Genomic DNA, 13,738 nt, shown 5'->3' with positions numbered 1-13,738 from the left:
GAGAAAAATGCGCTGGACGAAAACATTCACGGTCGTCGGCTGCCATGCCGAGGGCGAAGTCGGCAATGTGATCACCGGAGGCGTCAAGGACGTTCCGGGCAAGACCATGTTCGAAAAGAAGGAGTATCTCGAAGCGCATATGGACGACATTCGTGGGCTGCTCTTGTTCGAGCCGCGCGGTGCGCCCTACGTCAACGGCAACATCATCCTGCCGCCTTGCGATCCCTCGGCGGATCTCGGTTACGTCATAATTGAAAGCACCGAATACCCGCCCATGTCGGGCTCCAACACCATCTGCGTCGCCACCGTGGCGCTGGAAACGGGCATGGTGCCGATGAAGGAACCCGAGACGCGGCTGCGCATGGAGGCGCCGGCCGGCATGATCGAGGTGCGCTGCCTCTGCGAGAACGGCAAGGTGAAGCAGGTGGAGTTCACCAATGTGCCGGCTTTCGCGTTCCACCTCGACACACCTGTCGAAGTCGAGGGGCTCGGCACGATCACCGTCGACACCTCCTATGGCGGCATGACTTTCGCCCATGTGAACGCGCGCGCACTGGGCTTTTCCATAACACCCGACGAGGCACACCAGATGTCGCTGATGGGCCAACGTATCAAGAAGGCGGCCAACGAACAGCTCGTTGTCGTGCATCCGGAGAACGCTAAGATCCGCGACGTGTCCAACGTGATTTTCGAAGGCCCGATCAAGCGCGTCGACGGTCGCGTGGAAAGCGTCAACGGCACGGTGTGTCTGCATGGCAGGCTCGACCGCTCGCCGACCGGCACCGGCACCACCGGGCGGCTGGCGGTGATGTCGGCAAAGGGGCAGATCGCCAAGGGAGAGCTGTTCCGCAACAAGTCGATCATCGGGACCCATTTCGATTCCCGGGTGATCGCCAATGCGCGCGTCGGCGATCGCGACGCTGTCGTGGTCACCATCGCCGGACAGGCCTGGATCACCAGCATCGGCCAATATGGCCTCGACCCGACGGACCCTTATCCGCGCGGACATCGCCTCAGCGATGTCTGGTTCTGAAACGGACGCGACCGTGCTCAGGCCGCGAACGCTCTGACCCTGACGCCGCTCGCCTCCAGCCGTCGCCGGACGCGCGCGGCGATGGCGACGGCCGCCGGCGTGTCGCTGTGGACGCAGATCGAATCGATCGGCGTCCGCAGCATCTGCCCGGAAAGCGTCTCGATGGCGCCTTGCTTGACCATCCGCACGACCCGTTCCGCCGCCTTCTCGGTGTCATGGATGACAGCGCCTTCCAGCTTGCGCGAGACAAGAAAGCCTTCCTCAGTATAGGCGCGGTCGGCAAAGATTTCGGACCTGACCGTCAGGCCCGCGTCGCGGGCGATCCTGTCCTGGAAGCCGAGCGCAATGGCCAGGCAGATCAGGCCGGGATCGACGGCCTTGACCGCGCGCGTCACCGCTTCGGCGACGCCACGATCGGTCTGGGTAAGATTGCCCAGCGCGCCATGCGCCTTCACATAGCGGATCGGGTGGCCGGCATAGGCGGAAAGCGCCTGCGCCGCGCCGATCTGGTAGGCGACCAGCCTTTCGATCTCATCCATGGAATGCGGAATGATGCGGCGTCCGAACCCCCACAGATCGGCGAAGCTCGGATGCGCGCCAACGGCAACGCCCTTGTCGCGCGCCATCGAGAACGTGGCCGCCATGATCTCGGGGTCGCCGGCATGAAAGCCGCAGGCCACATTGGCGGAACTGACGATGTCGAGGATCGCCGCATCGTCGCCGAGCCTGTAGGCTCCAAAACCCTCGCCCATGTCGGAATTGATATCGACCTGCAATCCTTTGGCCGCCATGGCGCTTTCCTCAGTGGTTCGAACCATCGCCTTTGCCTTCACACCATTTCGTAGAGTGGCGTGCCGTAACCGACGACTGCCCCATCCTCGGCCAGTGCCACACCCAGCACACCGTCTGCCGGCGCAACGATTGCCTTCAGGCATGGGCCGACCTGCAGGACGCCGACCGTCTCGCCCTTGCGGACCGTCTGGCCAGGTCCGGCAACCGGCCGACCGGTCGTTGGATGATCGAGACGGAACACGCCGACGCCGGGCGCGCGCACGCCCTTAAAGACCGTTTCGGCCTTCGGGGCTTCGGCCGGGGGTGTCGAGGCAACAACGGATTGCATGTGCAGGCGCAACGAAAAGCCGGCCTCCGACAGTTCTATCTCGCCCATGCCGGCGCTTGCGCACCAGGCGGCCAGCCTTTCGATCTCCTCAATCGTCATCGGCGCCTCGTCCCTGGAGCAGACCGCCTTCAATGAGACGTTCAAGATGATGGATATCGAAGCCGCCGGCAGCGAAGCCGGGCTCCTCCATCAGGAGGGCGTGGAGCGGCGAGTTGGTGGCGATGCCGACAGCCTCCATCTCGCCCAGCGCGCCGCTCATGCGCCGGATCGCCTCGGCCCGCGTCGCGCCATGCGCCAGCAGCTTCGCCACCAGGGAATCGTAGTGCGGCGGCACGGTGTAGCCGGAGTAGAGATGCGATTCGACGCGGATTCCCGGGCCGCCGGGCGGCGTCCAGCGCTCGACCCGGCCCGGATGCGGGCGAAAGCTATATGGATCTTCAGCGTTGATGCGGCATTCGACAGCGTGGCCCTGGATGCGGATGTCTTGCTGGCTGAACGACAGGGGTTCGCCCCGGGCGATGCGGATCTGCTCGCGCACGATATCGACGCCGGTGACGAGTTCGGTGACGGGATGCTCCACCTGCACGCGGGTGTTCATCTCGATGAAAGAGAAGCGCCCGTCCTCGTAGAGGAACTCGAACGTGCCCGCGCCGGTATAGCCGATGGTCAGGCATGCGCGGGCACACAGCTCGCCGATTTCGGCAATCGCCTCGCGGGCGATCCCCGGCGCCGGCGCCTCCTCGATGATCTTCTGGTGGCGGCGCTGCATGGAGCAATCCCGCTCGCCTAACCACACCGCCTTGCCATGCTTGTCCGCCAGAATCTGGATCTCGATATGGCGCGGGTGCTCGAGGAATTTCTCCAGATAGACTTGCGGGTTGCCGAAGGCCCGGTCCGCCTCTTTCACCGCCATTGAAACGGCTTCCCTCAGGGCGTGCTGCTGGCGCACGATGCGCATGCCGCGCCCGCCGCCGCCGCCCGCCGCCTTGACGATGACCGGATAGCCGATGGCCTCGGCAATGGCGCGCACTGCCTGCTCGTCCTGCGGCAGCGCCCCCTCCGACCCTGCAACGCAGGGAACGCCGGCAGCGATCATCGTGCGCTTGGCGGAGACCTTGTCGCCCATGGTGCGGATCGCCGCGGCCGACGGCCCGATGAAGGCGAGGCCGGCATTTTCGACGGCCTCGGCGAAGGCGGCGTTTTCCGAGAGGAAACCATAGCCCGGATGGATCGCGCCCGCGCCGGTGAGTTGCGCGGCCGCGATGATCTCGGGGATATTGAGATAGCTCTCCGTCGCGGCAGCCGGCCCGATGCAGATCGCCCTGTCCGCCAGCGCGACATGGCGAAGGCTCGCGTCGGCTTCCGAGTGCGCTGCCACCGTCTTCAATCCGAGATCACGGCAGGCGCGCAGGATGCGCAGCGCGATTTCACCGCGGTTGGCGATAAGGACGGTGTCGAACATCGCCGCTAGCCCAAATCTTCGAGAACGAACAGCACATCGCCGGACCGCACGGCGGCATGGTCGTCGAACGCGATCTGGACGATCCGCCCAGCGCGATCGGATTCCACGACGTTGAACGTCTTCATGGCTTCGATGACACCGACCTTCTGCCCTTCCACGACCACATCGCCAACCGAAGCGAGCGGCGGTTCGCCTTCGGTGCCGGAACGGTAGAACACGCCGGTCAGCGGCGCGCGGATCGAATGCCGCGCGATGGGCGGAGCTGTCGAAGCCGGATTTGTGAAGACGGCAGGGCCGGCGGCTGACCCCGACTGCGGCGAAGGCTGCGACGCGGATTGCGCCGGCGCCGCCTGCCTGGATATGCGGATACGAACGCCATCGCGCTCGATCTCCAACTCGGCAATGGGCGAACGCGAGACAAATTCGATCAGCTTCTGGACGAAGTCGAGATCCATCGCCGGCCTATCGCAGCGCTTCGACGGCCTCGGCAATGCGCCCGATCGCTTTTTCGATCAGGTCCATCGACGTGGCTATGGAAATGCGGAAATGCGGCGACAGACCGTAGGCAGAGCCCTGCACCACCGCGACCCGTGCCTGATCGAGCAGGTAAAGCGAGAAGTCGTCGTCGCTGCCGATAGGAGTGCCGTCCGGGCGGCGACGGCCGATCAGGGCCGAGCAATTGGGGTAGAGATAGAAGGCGCCCTCGGGCGTCTGGCAGGTGAGGCCGGGAATCTTGCGCAGCAGCTCCAGCGCACGGTCGCGCCGGGCCTGGAATTCGAGCGCCCGCGGGCGAAGAAAGTCCTGAGTGCCTTCAAGTGCGGCGATGGTCGCGGCCTGTGAGATGGATGACGGGTTCGACGTGCTTTGGCTCTGCACGGTCGCCATGGCGCGGATCAGCTCTTCCGGCCCGCCGGCATAGCCGATCCGCCAGCCGGTCATGGCATAGGCCTTCGACACCCCGTTGACCGTCAGCGTACGGTCCTTCAGCCTCGGCTCGACGCCGGCGATAGTATGGAACGTACGTCCATCGAACAGGATATGCTCGTAGATGTCGTCGGTCAGAACGTGCACATGCGGGTGATCGAGCAACACCCCCGCCAGCCCCGCAAGTTCGTCGCGGCTGTAGACGGCGCCTGTCGGGTTGGAAGGCGTGTTGAGCAGCAGCCATTTGGTGCGCCCGGTGATCGCGGCTCGCAGGGCTTGCGGTGTCAGTTTGAAGTCCTGCGCCTCCGGGCAGGGAACGACCACGGGCCTGCCTTCGCCGAGCAGGACGATGTCGGTGTAGGAAACCCAATAGGGCGCTGGGACAACCACCTCGTCGCTGGGGGCCAGCGTTGCCAGCAGGGCGTTGTAGATGATCTGCTTGGCGCCGCCCGCGACACTGATTTGCGAAGGCTTGTAATCGAGGCCGTTCTCGCGCCTGAATTTTCCGGCCACCGCCTTCTTCAGCGCGGCGGTGCCGTCGACCGCCGTATAGCGCGTCTCACCCCTGCGCATCGCCTCGTAGGCTGCCTCGACGATGTGCGGAGGCGTCGGAAAATCCGGTTCGCCGGCGCTCAGGCTGATGACGTCGATGCCGGCCGAGCGCATTTCGATTGCCCGCGCGGTGACCGCCATGCTGGGGCTTGGCTTGATGACGTCGAGACGGGGAGCGATCAGGCCCACGGGAAATCCTCGGCATGTCTGATATCTGCTACAAATTGGATAATGTATTCTGATTTTCGCGTCAAACCCCTTTTTCTGCAGAGAAGACCGGGTTATGTCTCATTCTGGTGGTGGGCCGATAGGGGAAAGTATCCAATCCTTGTCGCCACGGATGATATTCGAGATAGGGAACGCGATTGGTATGGGCACAAACTATGATGTGGTGATCGTCGGCGGTGGCGTTGTCGGCAGCTCGATCGCCTACTTTCTGTCAGCCAATCCGGATTTCGATGGCAGGATCGCGGTGATCGAGCGGGACCCGTACTACACGGCGTCCTCGTCTTCCTTGTCGACCAGCGCCATCCGCCAGCAGTTCGGCACGGCGCCCAACATTGCCATGTCGAAGTTCAGCATCGACTTCCTGCGCCAGGTAAAGACGCGGCTTGCCATCGGCGACGAGTTGGCCGACATCGGCCTGCATGAGCCCGGCTACCTCGTGCTGGCGACACCCGAGCGGGCCGACGCGCAGCGTGCCAAGAATCGCGTTCAGCGCGGCATGGGCGTCGACGCCGAACTGATCGAGCAGGTCGATCTGGCACGACGCTTCCCGTGGCTCAACACGGACGATCTCGCCCTTGGCTCGCTCGGCCTTGGCAGCGAAGGCTGGTTCGACGGCCCCGGCCTGATGCAGGCCTTCCGTCGGAAGGCGCGCACGCAGGGCGTGAACTATCTTGCCGCGACGGTGACCGGATTGACCATGGCGTCTCCCCAAAAGGTCGGCGAAGTGGTGCTCGACAATGGCGACCGGCTTACCGCCGGCACGGTGATCAACGCGGCCGGACCATGGAGCGCGGGCATTGCCAGGATGGCCGGCGCCGAGCTGCCGGTTGTCCCGAGCAAGCGCTGCGTCTTCGTCTTCGAAACGCCGGCAAGGATCGAAAACTGCCCCTTCGTCTTCGACACGAGCGGCTTCTGGCTGCGGCCGGAAGGTCAGCTCTTCCTGTGCGGTATTCCGCCGGTGCGCGAGAACGAGCCGGACGATTTTGGCCTGGATGTGGATTACGACCTGTTCGACGAGTTGATCTGGCCGGCGCTCGCCCATCGTGTGCCCGGCTTCGAACAATTGCGCATGCTGCGCGCCTGGGCGGGCCTCTACGAGTACAACACCTTCGACCACAGCGGCATCATCGGCCGGCATCCCGAGGTCTCGAACTTTGTCCTGGCCACCGGCTTCAGTGGCCACGGCATGATGCATGCGGCGGCAACCGGGTCAGGCGTCAGTGACCTCATTGCCTATGGCGAGTACCGCTCTGTCGACCTGTCGGCCTTCCGCTATGAACGGATCGCTGGCAATCAGCCCATCGAGGAACATGTCTACTGAAGCGAAACGGGCGACATGGCATCGCAGTGACAACGGTGCTATGCGTCCACTTCTTCAATCAAAACGGCGCCAGTCAACAAACACGGCGGTCGCCTCAGGCTGATTCATGCTCGTACAGAAGAAAACCATCTCGACCCAGGTCGCCGATGCCATCAGGCAGAAGATACTGATCGGTGAATACGAGGCCAATTTCCAACTGCGGCAGGAACATCTGGCCACCGAGTTCGGCGTCAGCCGAATTCCGGTGCGAGAGGCGCTGCATCAGCTTCATTCGGAAGGCTTCGTCACGCTGGTTTCCCACAAGGGCGCCGTCGTTACCTCCATTTCCCTGGACGAGATCCTCGAGCTCTACGAATTGCGAGCCCGGATCGAAACATGGCTGCTGGCCCTAGCCATTCCAAGGATGACGGAGGCAGACCTCGCGCTGGCCCGCGAGCGCGCAAAGCAGCACCAGGAGCAGGGCAAGACCGGCGAGTACTCGAACCAGCTCAACTGGAACTTCCACGCCGCGCTCTACGCGCCGTCCGGCCGCAAGGCGACGATCGAACTGGTCGGGCGCATCTACCAGCAGCTGGAACGCTACACGCGCATGATGGTGACGCTCACCGAGATCCAGGCCCAGTCCGACCGCGACCACTGGCAGCTCATCGACCTGTGCGAAGCCAAGGATACGCTGCGCGCCGTCGGCCTTTTGGAAATGCATATCATCACCAGCGGCAAATTCCTGGTCGACCGGCTTGAGGAATTGCGGGGCAGCTGATCAGTCGCCCCGTCTCCTTGTCCAGCCCCAATCCTTCGCGCGAAGATCATTTGCCGGGCAGATTGGTCGCCCGGGTCAGCAGGATCACGCCTGCCTTGTCGGCTGTGTCGTAGTAGGTGAAGCCGGTGCGGTTTTCCCGGCGCCCGCGCATCAGCACGGCAAGTCCGTCGGTTTTCGCCTTGGTTTCGGCTGCGTCCGCATCACGAACCTCGAAGCCGATATGGAAGACACCTTCACCCTTGCTGTCGAGATGAATTCGCTGCGGTGAAGGATCGCCGTTCGGCTGGCACAGCTGCAGCTGAACGTTCGGCAAGTTGCAAATCCGATATTGCATCGCCTTGAAACCCTCGGGGCTTGGGACCTGCAGTTCTTCGTATTCAGCCAGCGGCGGATAGGGCTCCCATGGCCCGATGCCGATGGAGTCGTAGTAGGCCTGCGCCTTGTCGATATCGTGCACGACGATGCAGATGTGATGCAGCTTTTCGAAATTACCCATGTCGTCACTCCCCATTCTTCTCACTCCTTGATCGGGACCGTATAGTTCAGCACGCGGCGCCCCCCGTCGGGGTAGATCGTCTCGCCGGTGATGTAGGAAGCGTCGTCGCTGGCCAGGAACGCCACGACCGAGGCGATCTCGGCTGCCGTGCCGAGGCGCCCGAGCGGTGTACGCGAAAGGACCGCCCGTCTCATTTCTTCCGAATCGATGAATGTCCCGTCCATGACCATGTCCGTGGCGATGGTGCCCGGGCCGACACCGACCACACGGATGCCATGGGGAGCGAAGGCGACGGCCGCGGTGCTGGTGACCTGGTTCATGCCGCCCTTGGAGATCGCGTAGGTGGCGACACGCGGGTTGGCGAGGCCCGAATTGATCGACGACATGTTGATGATGACGCCGCCTCCACCTTGCGCGATCATCTGGCGGGCGGCCGCCTGGGTGCCCATGAACGCGCCCTTCAGATTGACGGCGAGAACCCTGTCGTAGTCCGCCTCTGTGATGTCGAGAAAGTCCTGGACCGGAGCGATGCCGGCATTGTTGACCATGATGTCGACACGGCCGAACTTCGCCACCGCCGCTGCAATCAGCCCATCGATCTGTTCCTTCTTGCTGACATCCGTAACGACCGCCAGGACGCTGTCGGTGGTGCCGATTTCAGCGGCACATTTTTCTAGCTCCACGGCATTGATGTCGCCGAGCACGAGCTTCGCGCCTTCGGCCAAAAAGCGTTCCGCGCAAGCGCGTCCGATGCCGCGCGCCGCGCCTGTGACAACCGCCACCTTGCCTGCCTGTCTCATGTCCAATCCTTCGATCATTTGTAAGTCGGCCACCGTCTCAAGGAGTATGGGCCGAGCTTGGCTACGGATGGGGATTCTCCCACCGAAGCCTAGCCTAGCGGATAACGAAGGGATTGGCGGTCTTGCCGGCGGTGTCTATCCACACCGTCTTGGTCTGCAGATAGGAATTGATGGCATCCTGCCCGCTTTCGCGCCCGATACCGCTCCTCTTGTAGCCGCCGAAGGGCGCCATGTAGGAGACGGCACGGTATGAATTGATCCAGACCATCCCCGCCTCCATTGCGGCCGCGCCGCGCAACGCCCGGCCCATGTCGCTGGTCCATATTCCTGCCGCCAGCCCGTAGGGGCTGTCATTGGCAATGGCGAAAGCCTCTTCCTCGTCGTCGAACGGAATGACCGAAAGGATCGGTCCGAACACCTCTTCGCGCGCGATCCGCATGGTGTTGTTCACGCCAGTGAAGATGGTGGGCTCGACGAACCAGCCCTCGGCCAATTCACCCGAGGCCGGCTTGCCGCCGCCCAGCACGCAAAGCGCACCCTCGCGGCGCGCGATGCCGAGATAGGACAGCACCTTCTCGCGCTGGGCTTGCGTGGTGATCGGCCCGACCTGCGTCTCTTGCAGCGCCGGATTGCCCAGTCGAGCGCTGGCCGCCAGCGTTATGACGCTCTCCACGAACCGGTCGTGGATTTTGCGATGCACCAGCAGCCGCGAACCCGCGATGCAGGTCTGGCCACTGGCGGCGAAGATGCCTGAGATCGCGCCGTTGACCGCGCCCTCGATATCGGCGTCGTCGAAGACGATGTTGGCCGATTTGCCGCCGAGCTCCAGCGTGACGACTTTTAGCTGTTCGGCAGCCGCTCGATAGACCGCGATCCCGCCAGGCTCACCACCGGTGAAGGCGATCTTGGCGACGTCGGGATGAGAGACGAGTGGCGCGCCGACATCAAGCGGCATGCCGGTAACGGTGTTGACCACGCCGGGCGGGAAGCCTGCCCGCGCAAACAGTTTCACGAACTCCAGCGTCGAGGCCGAGGCGTGTTCCGACGGCTTGATGACGACAGTGTTGCCTGCCGCCAGCAGCGGCGCGAGCTTCCATGTCAGGAGTAAAAGCGGCGAATTCCAGGGCACGATCGCTGCAATGACACCCAGCGGCTCGTGGCGGGTGAACGCGAACATGCCAGCCTTGTCGATCGGCAGCACCGCACCTTCGATCTTGTCGGCAAGACCGCCGAAATAGCGGAACCATTCCGGGATATAGCGCAGCTGTGCCGTCATTTCGGTGAGCAGCTTGCCATTGTCGCGCGTCTCGATGGCGGCAATGCGATCCGCGTTCTCCGCGATCAGCTCAGCCAGCCGCACGAGCAGCTTGCCGCGCGCGGTGGGCGTGATCCCGGCCCACTCCTTCGACCGGAAAGCAGCCTTGGCGGAGGCTACGGCGGCATCCACCTCGGCCTGTCCATCGCGCGGAATCAGCGCCCAGGGCCTGCCGGTGAACGGATCATGGCTCTCGAATGTATCGGCTGTCGATTGCAACCGACCGCCGACCGTGTTCTGGAAACTGACCAGCGCCATATCGGTCCTCAACAGGTGGTAAAGCCCAGATGGGCGCGAAAGCGGTTCTTGACCTCGACCGCGTCGCGCGGCGGCAGCGAGCGCGGCAGGTTCTCGGCGGTGATTTTCAGCACGAAAAGGCGCGGACCGTCGGCCGGATGCCGAAGCTCTTCACACAGCGTGTCGACCTCCTCCAGCGTACGCAGCTCGGCGGTCTTCAAAAAACCGCAAGCGGCCGCGACCTTGTCGAAACCAATGCCCTTGCCGGTATGGCTGGACTGCATGCCGGTCTCGCCGAAATGCTGATTGTCGAGCACGATCAGGTCGAGATTTTTCGGCCGCGCCACCGAGATCGTCGCCAGCGAACCGAACGCCATGAGCTGTTCGCCATCTCCGGTGATCACCATGACCCGCTTCTGCGGCTGGGCCTGGGCAAGCCCCAGGCCGATCAGCGCAGCACCGCCCATGGCGCCCCACAGATAATAGTTGTCGTTGCGGTCACCGGCAGCATGCACGTCGTAGCTCGGCGAGCCGAGACCGGTCACGACCAGGGCTCCGTCGCGGGCGTCAAGCAGCTTCTTCACCGCAACCCGGCGGTCCATCGTCGGTAAATTCATGTCGCTCACCACTTCTTCTTGCCGAGCAGCCGCTGCCCGATCAGCACGGCAATCTGCTGGTCGGCGTCGAAAGCCATCAAGGCTGCCTGCGCCACCGTCTCCACGAGATCGGGACCGGTCTCGGCGCGCAGCACCCTGAGGCCGATCGCCTTCAGCGAGGCCTCCGTCGCCTGCCCCATTGGCACCTGCCACGGATTGAACTCGGCCCACTCGCCTCGCATCGTCACCAGGACGAGCAGGGGAAAGCGCGCCTGCACGGGAAGCGACAGCATGTTGATGCAATTGCCGACGCCTGAGGATTGCATGAGCACGACGCTCCGCTTGCCGCCGAGCCAGGAGCCTGCGGCAATGGCGATGCCCTCCTCCTCCGTCGTCAGCACATTGGTGACAACCTCGGGATCCGTGCTGAAGCGCTCAATCAATGTGGTGTGGCCTGCGTCGGGCACATAGGACATCTGGCTGATGCCGGCGGCCTTGAGCACGTCATAGACCGGATCCGGCCACTGCTTTTCAGACGCCGCCGGAGCGGCTGCAAGTGCTGCCGCTTGCGGATGTTTTGCTTCTATGCTCGCCGTCACCTTGGACCCCCGGGAATTTGGATTGGAACCAGGTTACCTCGGCTGTCCAATCTAATCTTCGTCCCTTTATTGTGATCAGATATAATGATATTCGATAGCTCATGGAGTTATCGCAGCTACGCACGCTCATCCACGTCGCCGAACTCGGCAGCCTCAGCAAGGCCGCCGACCGGCTGCACATTGCGCAGCCGGCGCTCAGCCGGCAGGTGCGCATGCTGGAGGAGGAATTGGGCTTTGCCCTTTTCCTGCGCCATGGACGCGGCATGGTGCTGTCTGAGCAGGGCAAGGAGGTGCTGGCGCACGCCATGCGCGTGATGGCCGAGATCGACGAGATCCGCGCCACGGCCACGCCCGCCGATGCGCCGCTAACCGGCGAAGTGGCCATCGGCCTGCCGCCCACCGTTGCCGACATTATTTCGCTACCGCTGGCGGCCGCCTTCGGCAAGGCCCATCCCAAGGCCAAGCTCAGGCTTGTCAGTGCCTACACCGGCTATCTGCTGGACTGGATGCACCGCGGCGAGGTGGACGTTGCGGTGCTCTACGACCCGCGCATGGCGCGTTCGCTGCGCTCGCGCCCGCTGCTCCTGGAAAACCTGTTCCTGATCGGACCGCCGGACGCGGGTTTTTCAACCGTGCGCGCCGTATCGTTCGCCTCGCTCGCGGGCAAGCGCCTGCTGCTGCCCAGCATCAAGCACGGGTTGCGCATCATCGTCGAACGCTGCGCCACGGATGCCGGCATCACGCTCGATGTCGGCATCGAAGCGGACTCATACTCCGCGCTGAAGGACCTAGTGCGCAACGGCCATGGCTGGACGATCCTGCCGCTCGCTCCTATCCATGCCGACGTGACCGCCGGGCTGCTCACCGCCGCGCCGTTGATCGATCCGGTGCCCGTGCGCCGCCTGATCCTTGCATACCCGGCGGACCGGCCTGCCTCGCGGCTGGCGCGGTTTGCCGGACAAGCGATCGAGGACATCGCCAAGGATCTTGTCGGGCGGGCCGTCTGGGTTGGCCAGCTTCTCGGTCCTCCGCCATAAGCATTTGAATTTCGTTATATCTGCTCACGCCTGCCTTGCATTGCGGATAGGGCGTCGAGGCGCGATAGTGAGGCCTGCAGCAAGACGAAAAGCCGGACAAACCTCATGGAACACTACCAGGACATTCGCGATGCCGTCGCCAGGTTGTGCGCGCGCTTTCCCGGAGAATACTGGCGCGCACTCGACAGGGACATGACCTACCCCGGTGAATTCGTCGCAGCGCTGACGCAGGCCGGTTGGCTCTCGATCCTGATCCCGGAGGCCTATGATGGCTCGGGCTTGCCGCTTTCGGCCGCCGCTGCCGTGCTGGAGGAAATCCAGCGCGCCGGCTGCAATGGTGGCGCCTGCCATGCCCAGATGTACACGATGGGCACGCTTGTTCGCCACGGCTCGGAAGCCCAGAAGCAGCGATATCTGCCGAAGGTCGCCACAGGAGAATTGCGCCTGCAGGCCTTCGGCGTCACGGAACCGAGCAGCGGCACCGACACCGGCGCGCTCAAGACTACTGCTCGCCTCGACGGCGATCATTTCGTGGTCAAGGGCCAGAAGATCTGGACCAGCCGTGCCGAGCATTCCGATCTGATGCTGCTGCTGGCGCGGACCACGCCGCTGAAGGACGGCATGAAAAAGACCGACGGCCTCTCCGTCCTCATCGTCGACATGCGCGAAGCCGTCGGCAACGGCCTCACAATCCGGCCGATCCGCACCATGAAGAACCATGCCACCACGGAAGTCTTCTTCGACGATCTGCGCGTGCCGGTCGAAAACCTGATCGGCGAAGAGGGAAAGGGATTCCGCTACATCCTCTCGGGCATGAACGCCGAGCGTATCCTGATTGCCGCCGAGTGCATCGGCGATGCGAAATGGTTCATCGAAAAGGCCAGCACCTACGCAAAGGAGCGGCATGTGTTTGGCCGGGCAATCGGCCAGAACCAGGGCATCCAGTTCCCGATCGCAAGGGCCTACGCCAACATGCGCGCAGCTGAATTGATGGTGCGCCAGGCGCTGAGCCTCTACGAGGCCGGCAAGAACCCCGGCGCTGAAGCCAACATGGCCAAGATGCTGGCGGCCGACGCTTCGAACGAAGCCGCCAATGTCTGCATCCAGACTTATGGCGGGTTCGGTTTCGCTGAAGAATACGATGTCGAGCGCAAGTTCCGCGAGACGCGTCTCTATCAGGTCGCGCCGATCTCGACCAACCTCATCCTGTCATACCTTTCCGAGCACGTGCTTGGACTGCCGCGTTCCTACTAGGAGT

15 protein-coding genes are annotated in these 13,738 nt (G+C 63.6%); 5 read left to right on the top strand and 10 right to left on the bottom strand.

The window, feature by feature from the left end; translation table 11 throughout:
* Positions 1 to 7: 7 nt before the first annotated feature.
* Entirely contained in the window at positions 8 to 1,033 is a 1,026-nt protein-coding gene (locus NKH06_RS02255) for a proline racemase family protein (protein ID WP_023809519.1), read from the top strand.
* 17 nt (positions 1,034 to 1,050) lie between these two features.
* On the opposite strand, the gene NKH06_RS02250 is transcribed toward NKH06_RS02255, so the two are convergent.
* The 5 genes from NKH06_RS02250 to NKH06_RS02230 are packed head-to-tail and all read right to left on the bottom strand — an operon-like array spanning position 1,051 to position 5,280.
* Positions 1,051 to 1,824, bottom strand: a complete 774-nt coding sequence (locus tag NKH06_RS02250) for a LamB/YcsF family protein (RefSeq protein ID WP_352892181.1) — start codon at positions 1,822 to 1,824, stop codon at positions 1,051 to 1,053.
* A gap of 38 nt (positions 1,825 to 1,862) precedes the next feature.
* On the bottom strand, positions 1,863 to 2,252 hold the full coding sequence (locus NKH06_RS02245) for a biotin attachment protein (protein ID WP_352892080.1): 390 nt from the start codon (positions 2,250 to 2,252) through the stop codon (positions 1,863 to 1,865).
* The gene (gene accC, locus NKH06_RS02240) at positions 2,242 to 3,615 is read right to left on the bottom strand and encodes an acetyl-CoA carboxylase biotin carboxylase subunit (protein ID WP_352892078.1); all 1,374 of its coding nucleotides are present in this window, start codon (positions 3,613 to 3,615) and stop codon (positions 2,242 to 2,244) included. The genes NKH06_RS02245 and accC overlap by 11 nt, the downstream gene beginning before the upstream one ends.
* Positions 3,616 to 3,620: 5 nt before the next feature.
* Positions 3,621 to 4,070, bottom strand: a complete 450-nt coding sequence (locus tag NKH06_RS02235; protein ID WP_352892077.1) for an acetyl-CoA carboxylase biotin carboxyl carrier protein — start codon at positions 4,068 to 4,070, stop codon at positions 3,621 to 3,623.
* Positions 4,071 to 4,077: 7 nt separating this feature from the next.
* Positions 4,078 to 5,280 carry a pyridoxal phosphate-dependent aminotransferase gene (locus NKH06_RS02230; protein ID WP_352892075.1) on the bottom strand — a complete coding sequence of 401 codons (1,203 nt, stop codon included), beginning with the start codon at positions 5,278 to 5,280 and terminating at the stop codon, positions 4,078 to 4,080.
* 181 nt (positions 5,281 to 5,461) lie between these two features.
* Here NKH06_RS02230 and NKH06_RS02225 point away from each other — a divergent pair, with 181 nt between their 5' ends.
* Together NKH06_RS02225 and NKH06_RS02220 are read left to right on the top strand one after the other, a co-directional pair.
* The gene (locus NKH06_RS02225) at positions 5,462 to 6,640 is read left to right on the top strand and encodes an NAD(P)/FAD-dependent oxidoreductase (protein WP_352892072.1); all 1,179 of its coding nucleotides are present in this window, start codon (positions 5,462 to 5,464) and stop codon (positions 6,638 to 6,640) included.
* Positions 6,641 to 6,746: 106 nt separating this feature from the next.
* A complete protein-coding gene (locus tag NKH06_RS02220) occupies positions 6,747 to 7,400 on the top strand; it encodes a GntR family transcriptional regulator (RefSeq protein ID WP_023809526.1) in 654 nt (217 codons plus the stop codon).
* Between the two features lie 46 nt (positions 7,401 to 7,446).
* On the opposite strand, the gene NKH06_RS02215 is transcribed toward NKH06_RS02220, so the two are convergent.
* The 5 genes from NKH06_RS02215 to NKH06_RS02195 all read right to left on the bottom strand — a co-directional run bounded on the left by NKH06_RS02215 (position 7,447) and on the right by NKH06_RS02195 (position 11,443).
* Positions 7,447 to 7,896: a VOC family protein gene (locus NKH06_RS02215; RefSeq protein WP_023809527.1), complete on the bottom strand. Its 450-nt coding sequence runs from the start codon at positions 7,894 to 7,896 to the stop codon at positions 7,447 to 7,449.
* Between the two features lie 20 nt (positions 7,897 to 7,916).
* Positions 7,917 to 8,696: an SDR family NAD(P)-dependent oxidoreductase gene (locus tag NKH06_RS02210; protein ID WP_023809528.1), complete on the bottom strand. Its 780-nt coding sequence runs from the start codon at positions 8,694 to 8,696 to the stop codon at positions 7,917 to 7,919.
* 94 nt (positions 8,697 to 8,790) lie between these two features.
* Positions 8,791 to 10,269, bottom strand: a complete 1,479-nt coding sequence (locus NKH06_RS02205) for an aldehyde dehydrogenase (RefSeq protein ID WP_352442507.1) — start codon at positions 10,267 to 10,269, stop codon at positions 8,791 to 8,793.
* Between the two features lie 8 nt (positions 10,270 to 10,277).
* Positions 10,278 to 10,865 carry a thiamine pyrophosphate-dependent enzyme gene (locus tag NKH06_RS02200; RefSeq protein WP_023809529.1) on the bottom strand — a complete coding sequence of 196 codons (588 nt, stop codon included), beginning with the start codon at positions 10,863 to 10,865 and terminating at the stop codon, positions 10,278 to 10,280.
* Positions 10,866 to 10,870: 5 nt separating this feature from the next.
* Positions 10,871 to 11,443 (bottom strand): thiamine pyrophosphate-binding protein, encoded by a 573-nt coding sequence (locus NKH06_RS02195; RefSeq protein ID WP_023809530.1) that lies wholly within the window; start codon positions 11,441 to 11,443, stop codon positions 10,871 to 10,873.
* A 101-nt stretch (positions 11,444 to 11,544) separates the two neighbouring features.
* Here NKH06_RS02195 and NKH06_RS02190 point away from each other — a divergent pair, with 101 nt between their 5' ends.
* On the top strand, positions 11,545 to 12,480 hold the full coding sequence (locus tag NKH06_RS02190) for a LysR family transcriptional regulator (RefSeq protein WP_127267891.1): 936 nt from the start codon (positions 11,545 to 11,547) through the stop codon (positions 12,478 to 12,480).
* A gap of 105 nt (positions 12,481 to 12,585) precedes the next feature.
* Positions 12,586 to 13,734, top strand: a complete 1,149-nt coding sequence (locus NKH06_RS02185; RefSeq protein ID WP_352892068.1) for an acyl-CoA dehydrogenase family protein — start codon at positions 12,586 to 12,588, stop codon at positions 13,732 to 13,734.
* Positions 13,735 to 13,738 lie beyond the last annotated feature (4 nt).

This window comes from Mesorhizobium sp. M1342 (assembly GCF_040317955.1).
In the GTDB taxonomy this organism is placed as follows: domain Bacteria; phylum Pseudomonadota; class Alphaproteobacteria; order Rhizobiales; family Rhizobiaceae; genus Mesorhizobium.
The sequence above is the reverse complement of the archived record's forward strand: the minus strand, read 5'-3'. Positions and strand labels throughout refer to the sequence as shown.

Coding starts and splice junctions, on each gene's coding strand:
- NKH06_RS02200 (WP_023809529.1), bottom strand. CDS start 10,865: ATGAATTTACCGACGATGGACCGCCGGGTTGCGGTGAAGAAGCTGCTT.
- NKH06_RS02235 (WP_352892077.1), bottom strand. CDS start 4,070: ATGGATCTCGACTTCGTCCAGAAGCTGATCGAATTTGTCTCGCGTTCG.
- NKH06_RS02215 (WP_023809527.1), bottom strand. CDS start 7,896: ATGGGTAATTTCGAAAAGCTGCATCACATCTGCATCGTCGTGCACGAT.
- NKH06_RS02190 (WP_127267891.1), top strand. CDS start 11,545: ATGGAGTTATCGCAGCTACGCACGCTCATCCACGTCGCCGAACTCGGC.
- NKH06_RS02220 (WP_023809526.1), top strand. CDS start 6,747: ATGCTCGTACAGAAGAAAACCATCTCGACCCAGGTCGCCGATGCCATC.
- NKH06_RS02250 (WP_352892181.1), bottom strand. CDS start 1,824: ATGGCGGCCAAAGGATTGCAGGTCGATATCAATTCCGACATGGGCGAG.
- NKH06_RS02185 (WP_352892068.1), top strand. CDS start 12,586: ATGGAACACTACCAGGACATTCGCGATGCCGTCGCCAGGTTGTGCGCG.
- NKH06_RS02210 (WP_023809528.1), bottom strand. CDS start 8,696: ATGAGACAGGCAGGCAAGGTGGCGGTTGTCACAGGCGCGGCGCGCGGC.
- NKH06_RS02205 (WP_352442507.1), bottom strand. CDS start 10,269: ATGGCGCTGGTCAGTTTCCAGAACACGGTCGGCGGTCGGTTGCAATCG.
- NKH06_RS02245 (WP_352892080.1), bottom strand. CDS start 2,252: ATGACGATTGAGGAGATCGAAAGGCTGGCCGCCTGGTGCGCAAGCGCC.
- accC (WP_352892078.1), bottom strand. CDS start 3,615: ATGTTCGACACCGTCCTTATCGCCAACCGCGGTGAAATCGCGCTGCGC.
- NKH06_RS02225 (WP_352892072.1), top strand. CDS start 5,462: ATGGGCACAAACTATGATGTGGTGATCGTCGGCGGTGGCGTTGTCGGC.
- NKH06_RS02255 (WP_023809519.1), top strand. CDS start 8: ATGCGCTGGACGAAAACATTCACGGTCGTCGGCTGCCATGCCGAGGGC.